The sequence below is a fragment of the Ramlibacter sp. 2FC genome (assembly GCF_005503345.1).
Classification (GTDB): domain Bacteria; phylum Pseudomonadota; class Gammaproteobacteria; order Burkholderiales; family Burkholderiaceae_C; genus SCMQ01.
Genome location: NZ_SCMM01000103.1, coordinates 1 through 6,554 on the forward strand (window position 1 = coordinate 1; position 6,554 = coordinate 6,554).

General features: G+C 67.6%; 4 protein-coding genes and 1 pseudogene. 3 read left to right on the forward strand and 2 right to left on the reverse strand.

Annotated elements, in window-relative coordinates; translation table 11 throughout:
• Positions 1–171: 171 nt before the first annotated feature.
• Positions 172–1,503, reverse strand: a complete 1,332-nt coding sequence (gene aceA / locus FFS10_RS22460; protein ID WP_137896825.1) for an isocitrate lyase — start codon at positions 1,501–1,503, stop codon at positions 172–174.
• Positions 1,504–1,907: 404 nt separating this feature from the next.
• Between aceA and FFS10_RS22465 the strand changes: the two genes are divergently transcribed.
• Both FFS10_RS22465 and FFS10_RS22470 read left to right on the forward strand, forming a co-directional pair.
• On the forward strand, positions 1,908–2,801 hold the full coding sequence (locus FFS10_RS22465; RefSeq protein WP_137896828.1) for a DMT family transporter: 894 nt from the start codon (positions 1,908–1,910) through the stop codon (positions 2,799–2,801).
• 258 nt (positions 2,802–3,059) lie between these two features.
• Complete coding sequence (locus tag FFS10_RS22470) at positions 3,060–3,494, forward strand: SWIB/MDM2 domain-containing protein (RefSeq protein ID WP_137896826.1); 435 nt, start codon at positions 3,060–3,062, stop codon at positions 3,492–3,494.
• A gap of 85 nt (positions 3,495–3,579) precedes the next feature.
• Here the strand turns inward: FFS10_RS22470 and FFS10_RS22475 are convergent, their stop codons facing one another.
• Complete coding sequence (locus tag FFS10_RS22475) at positions 3,580–5,271, reverse strand: thiamine pyrophosphate-binding protein (RefSeq protein ID WP_137896827.1); 1,692 nt, start codon at positions 5,269–5,271, stop codon at positions 3,580–3,582.
• 104 nt (positions 5,272–5,375) lie between these two features.
• On the opposite strand from FFS10_RS22475, the pseudogene FFS10_RS22480 reads away from it, so the two are divergent.
• Positions 5,376–6,554 (forward strand): annotated as a pseudogene (locus tag FFS10_RS22480) (hypothetical protein); the annotation flags it as partial.

Genomic DNA, 6,554 nt, shown 5'->3' on the forward strand with positions numbered 1-6,554 from the left:
TCCTTCAGACTCGCAGTCGCCCGCGAAACCCTTGCCTTCGGCTAACTCTTCCCCTTGCCGGGCGAGTAGAGGACTTTCACCTCCGAGTGGGTGCGCCCTGCCGGGCGCACCACAAAAAAGGCCCGCAGGCAAAGCCTGCGGGCCCCGAACCTGTGACAGCGCAGATGCTGCTCAGTGGAACTGCTCTTCCTCGGTCGAGCCGGTCAGCGCCTTGACGCTGGACGAGCCGCCCTGGATCACGGTGGTCACGTCATCGAAATAACCGGCGCCAACTTCCTGCTGGTGCGACACGAAGGTGTAGCCCTTGTCGCGTGCGGCGAATTCGGGCTCCTGCACCATGTCCACGTAGTGCTTCATGCCTTCGCCGCGGGCATAGGCATGCGCGAACTGGAAGGTGTTGAACCAGTTGATGTGGATGCCGGCCAGCGTGATGAACTGGTACTTGTAGCCCAGCGCCGACAGGTCTTCCTGGAACGACGCGATCTGCTTGTCGTCCAGGTTCTTCTTCCAGTTGAACGAAGGCGAGCAGTTGTACGACAGCAGCTTGCCCGGGCAGGCAGCATGCACGGCCTGCGCGAACTCGCGGGCGAAGCCGATGTCGGGCACGCCGGTCTCGCACCACACCAGGTCGGCGTAGGGCGCGTAGGCCACGCCGCGGCTGATGGCTTGCTCGAGGCCGTTCTTGACGCGGTAGAAGCCTTCCTGGGTGCGCTCACCGGTCAGGAAAGGCCTGTCGTTGGCGTCGTGGTCCGAGGTGATCAGGTTGGCGGCTTCCGCGTCGGTGCGCGCCAGCACGATGGTCGACACGCCCATCACGTCGGCCGCGAAACGCGCCGAGATCAGCTTCTCGCAGGCCTCCTGCGTCGGCACCAGCACCTTGCCGCCCATGTGGCCGCACTTCTTGACGGCCGCCAGCTGGTCTTCGAAGTGCACGCCCGCAGCACCGGAGGCGATCATGTTCTTCATCAGCTCAAAGGCGTTCAGCACCCCGCCGAAACCGGCTTCGGCATCGGCCACGATGGGCAGGAAGTAGTCGATGAATTCCTTGTCGCCCGGGTTGATGCCACGGCCCCACTGGATCTCGTCTGCACGCTTGAAGGTGTTGTTGATGCGGCGGACCATGGTCGGCACCGAGTCGTACGCATAGAGCGACTGGTCGGGGTACATGGTTTCCGAGGTGTTGCCGTCGGCCGCGACCTGCCAGCCCGACAAGTACACGGCTTCGAGGCCGGCCTTGGCCTGCTGCATCGCCTGGCCGGCGCTGATGGCGCCGAAGGCATTCACGTAGCCCTTCTTGGCGCCACCGTTGATCTTGTCCCAGAGCTTTTCAGCGCCGCGACGGGCCAGCGTGTGCTCGATCGGCAGCGAGCCGCGCAGGCGCACCACGTCGGCAGCGCTGTAGCCGCGCTTGACGCCCTTCCAGCGCGGATCGGTGGCCCATTCTTTTTCCAGGGCGGCGACCTGCTGTTCCCGGCTCAGTTGTTCGGTGATGGTTTGCGGCATGAGAACCTCCAGAAGTTGAGAGTGGTGAAACGGGGCGACACCGGCTTGAGGCAAGAACCACCGCTGTCGATGGCTTCACTTTAACTCTTCTATAAGACTCAATCCATCTCTTGTGTCTTATACAAGACATTTTTTTATTTTATTTAAAATCAACAACTTACAAATATTATATCTCAATGTGAAATTATATTTCCCGTATTGAGAAAATATGTCGCGCCGCAACATCGATCAATTTCGAATTGTGAAATACATTTTCTATCGGATGAAACGCGCATCCGGCCGTCCGGACACTCGAAGACTCCGCCAGAGGCTTGGTGCATGATGCGGGGCCGTCGCTCCCCTCTCCCGGCCCCGTGAATCCTCGCTCCAACCGACTCCTGGCCTACGGCTGTCTGGCGCTCAGCATGTCGCTGGTGGGCAGCTACGTGGCGTTGTCCAAGCCCCTGGCGGCCGCCCTGCCGGTGCTGCTGCTGACCTGGCTGCGCTTCGGCATCGGCGGCCTGGCCATGCTGCACTGGCTCAGAAAGCCCGCCGACGAACCGCCGATGACGGCTCAGACGCGGCGCTTGCTGTTCCTGGAGTCGCTGCTGGGCAATTTCCTGTTCACGCTCTGCATGGTCTATGGCGTGAGCCTCACCAGCGCCGTCTCGGCCGGCGTGACCATGGCCGCGATCCCAGCCGTGGTGGCGCTCATGAGCTGGGCTTTCCTGGGCGAGCGCATCGGTGCGCGGCTGTGGGCCGCCGTGGCCTGCGCGGCCCTGGGCATCGCCCTGCTGGCGCTGGCCAGGCCCGCGCTTGGATCGCCTGAGGCTGCGAGCGCCGCAGCGGCCCACCCCCAGGCCTGGCTGGGCCAGCTGCTGCTGCTCGGCGCCGTGCTGTGCGAGGCGGCCTATTCGGTGATCGGCAAGAAGCTGACCGGCGCGCTGGGCCCGAAGCGCATCACCGCGCTGATCAACCTCTGGGGCTTCGCCCTGTCCACGCCCGCCGGCCTCTATGTCGCCTGGCGCTTCGACTTCAACACCGTGCCTGCAGCCACCTGGCTGCTGCTGGTGTTCTACGCGCTGGCCGCCTGCATGTGGACCGTGTGGCTGTGGATGACCGGGCTCAAGCGCGTGCCCGCGGCGCAGGGCGGGGTGTTCACCGTGATGCTGCCCGTCAGCGCGGCCCTGGTCGGCGTCTGGGTGCTCGGCGAGCCACTGGACGGCATCCAGTTGCTGGCGCTGGCGATCGCGCTGGCCGGCGTGCTGCTGGCCACCTTGCCGACACGGCTTGCGCTGCGCGTGGGCAGCCGCCGCTGAGCCTGCGAGGGCCTTGCATCAAGCCGTTTCGGCGGCGCCTTCGACCGGTCCGAAACGGGCGCATGGCGTGGCGCGATCGCGAGCCGTCCGTCCATGGCCAACTTCGACGCGTTTTCAGAGGCAAATCCGCAACATCTTCGAGTGAAAAATCTGCGTTTTCACTTGGAAACAGATTGCTTCTCCATTAGCATCATCGCTGCCAGTAGAGAAGCAGTTTTCGCTGGTGGTTATTCAACTTCCAAAATAGGACATTCAATCATGGCAACTGCAAAGAAAGCTCCGGCGAAAAAAGCCGCACCCGCGAAGAAAGCCGCTCCCGCCAAGAAGGCTGCGGCGCCTGCAAAGAAGGTAGCCGCCAAGGCACCGGCCAAGAAGGCCGCGCCCGCCAAGAAGGCCGCCGCACCGGCAAAGAAGGTCGCCGCCAAGAAGGCTCCGGCCAAGAAGCGCACGCCCAACGCCGCGTTCATGAAGGCCCTGACCCCCAGCGGCGCCCTGGCCGCCGTGGTGGGCGCCGCCGCTCTGCCGCGTACCGAGGTGGTGAGCAAGCTGTGGGCCTACATCAAGAAGAACGGCCTGCAGGACAAGCTCAACAAGCGCATGATCAACGCCGACGCCAAGCTCAAGGAGATCTTCGGCAAGGCCCAGGTCTCCATGTTCGAGATGGCCGGCCTGATCGGCAAGCACCTCAAGTAATCCGTTCCGCACGGATGCGCAAAGGCCGGTGGAAACCGGCCTTTTTCATGCCCGGCACGGCCCGCGCCGCGCCCTGCAAGCAGGCTCAGGGCCGCGTCAATGCCGCCTCGGTGATGGCGCTGAGCGTGCCGCGGGTGGTGATCACCTCGGGGTCCAGCATCACCTCGATCAGCGTGCCCTGCTCGCGCGCCAGCGCCGCTACCAGCTGGGGCTCGAATTCCTCGGTGCGCGTGATGCGCACGCCCACGTAGCCGTAGGCGCAGGCCAGCGCCGCAAAGTCGGGGTTGCTCAGCTGCGAGCCGCTGACACGGCCCGGGTAGTGGCGCTCCTGATGCATGCGGATGGTGCCGTACATGCCATTGTTGAGCAGCACGACGATGCTCTTGCCGCCGTGCTGCACGGCCGTCGCGAGCTCCTGGCCGTTCATCAGGAAATCGCCGTCGCCGGCGATGGTGAAAGCCGTGCGGCCGGTCAGCAGGTTGGCCGCGATGCCGGCCGGCACGCCGTAGCCCATGGCGCCCACCGTGGGTGCGAGCTGGGTCTTGTGGCCCTTGGCCAGGCCGTGGTGGCGGAAGAAGCGGTGCACCCAGCTCGCGAAGTTGCCCGCGCCGTTGGTCAGCACCGCGTCGGCCGGCAGGTGCCTTTGCAGCGTGGCGACGATGGCCGGCATATCCACCTCGCCCGGCAGTTCCTGCGGCCGCAGGTTGGCCTCGTAGTCGGCGTGCACTGCGGCGCTCCATTCGGACCAGGACAGGGTGGGCGGCGCCGTCAGCACCTCCAGGCTTCGCGCGGCGGCATTCATGGTCGCGCAGATCGCGAGGTCGGCCTGGTAGACGCGGTTGAGCTCCTCGGCGCTGGCATGGACATGCACCAGCTTCTGCTGCGGACGCGGCGGCTCGATCAAGGTGTAGCCGCTGGTCGTCATCTCGCCCAGGCGCGCACCCAGGGCCAGGATCAGGTCGCTCTCGCGGATGCGCTGGGCCAGCCTGGGGTTGATGCCTATGCCCACGTCGCCGGCGTACAGCGGGTGGTGGTTGTCGAAGGTGTCCTGGAAGCGGAAGGCGTTGCCCACCGGCAGCTGCCAGTTCTCGGCGAAGCGCTGCAGGGCCTGGGCGGCCTGCGGTGTCCAGCCGCCGCCGCCGGCGATGACCAGGGGACGCTGCGCCGCCAGCAGCATCTCGCGCAGGCGGCGCAGCGCGCCCGGATCGCTCCAGGCTTCCACCGCCTCGACCCTGGGCAGGGGCTCGGCGTCCACCACCTGGGTCAGCATGTCCTCGGGCAGCACCAGCACCACCGGGCCCGGCCGCCCGTTCATGGCGGTGGCGAAGGCGCGCGCCACATACTCGGGAATGCGGCGCGCATCGTCGATGCGCTCCACGCGCTTGGCCATGCCCTTGGTACTGGGGCCGAAGAAGCTGCAGAAGTCCACCTCCTGGAAGGCCTCGCGGTCGCGCGTGTCGCTGGCCACGTCGCCGACCAGCAGCACCATGGGCGTGGAATCCTGGAACGCCGTGTGCACGCCGATCGAGGCGTTGGTCGCGCCCGGCCCGCGCGTGACGAAGCACACGCCGGGGCGGCCGGTCAGCTTGCCCTGGGCCTCGGCCATGAAGGCCGCGCCGCCCTCATGGCGGCAGATCACGAACTGGATGCGCTCGGCATGCGCGTGGAAGCCGTCGAGCACGGCCAGATAGCTCTCGCCCGGCACACCGAAGGCATGGGTGACGCCCTGGGCCAGAAGGCATTCGACGAGCAGGTGGCCGGCAAGTTTCTGAGTCATGCCCCGATTCTGCCCGCTCCAGGAGCCTGTCGGCGACATGGCGGCCCGTGCGTTTTAATGAAGAGAAGGGCCATAGCTGCCGCCCCATCCTTAGGAGTCTTTTCATGCACCCAGTCCGTCTTCCCTCTGCGCTGCGCCTGCTGCCGGCGCTGCTCTGCGCCCTGGCGGCAGGCTGCGTCGCCTACGACACGGCGCCGACGCCCGTCTACAGCCAGCCCTCCCCGCCCTGGGGCTACGCCGAACCCATCCAGGAAGAGGTGGTCAGCGTCTACGTCGACCCGCCGCTGTCGCAGCCGCCGCCCATCCTGGTGGGCTGGGCGCCGCCGCCCATGCTGGTCGACGTCCCGCCACCGATGCCGTTCGCGGGGGCCGTCTGGATAGGCGGCTACTGGGTCTGGGACGGCCTCTGGGTCTGGGCCGCCGGCCGCTGGATGGCGCCGCCCTGGCCCTACTACACCTGGGTGCCGCCCTACTACGAGCACCGCCATGGCCGGGTGGTCTTCATCACCGGTTTCTGGGCCTCGCCGGGCGTGGTGTTCGTGCCGCCGCCGCTGCACATCCAGATTACCGTGGTCAGCGCCCGGCGCGGCGTGATCCCGGGTCCGGCGCCGATCGGCCCGGCCGGCGTGTTCGTGCCGGCACCACCCGGATCGCGTCCCGGCCTGATCGTGCCGGCGCCGCTGGGCACGGCACCGTCCGTGGTCGTCGGCGCGCCGCCGCTGCAGGCCCCGGGCATGCGCGTGCACGGCGATCCTGCGGCCCGGGCACGCCTGAGCATCGTGGCACCTGCAGGCGCCACGGCCGGTGGACAGCCGTTCGAACGCGCGGTGCCGGCGCAGCCGCATCTGGCGGCAGCCCAGCCGCCCGTGGTGCGCGCCTTCGCACCGCCGCCCGCCTCCAGGCGCCCGGTACCTGCCTTCGACCCGGGACGCGGCCCGGCTGCGCTGCCGCCACCCCAGCCCTTGCGCGGCCCGCGCCAGGCCGAGCCGTCCATGCGGCCGGCGGAACCCGTCATGCCGATGCCGGGCCAGCGCCCGCCGCAGGAGCGCATGACACCCCGGGAGGAAGCACCGGCCCTGCAGCGTTTGCCCGAGCGCCGCGATCGCCCCGACTTCCCGCCCCCGCAACAGGAACTGCGCGGCCGGGGCGACGCCATGCCGGTGCCGCGCGGCCGCGAGGTGCGCCCCGAGGTGCGGCCTGACATGCGTCCAGAGGTGCGCCCCGAGGTACGACCGGAAGTGCGGCCCGAGGTGCGCCCCCCGATGCAACCCGAGGTCCGGCCG

Coding starts and splice junctions, on each gene's coding strand:
- FFS10_RS22465 (WP_137896828.1), top strand. CDS start 1,908: ATGTCGCTGGTGGGCAGCTACGTGGCGTTGTCCAAGCCCCTGGCGGCC.
- FFS10_RS22470 (WP_137896826.1), top strand. CDS start 3,060: ATGGCAACTGCAAAGAAAGCTCCGGCGAAAAAAGCCGCACCCGCGAAG.
- FFS10_RS22475 (WP_137896827.1), bottom strand. CDS start 5,271: ATGACTCAGAAACTTGCCGGCCACCTGCTCGTCGAATGCCTTCTGGCC.
- aceA (WP_137896825.1), bottom strand. CDS start 1,503: ATGCCGCAAACCATCACCGAACAACTGAGCCGGGAACAGCAGGTCGCC.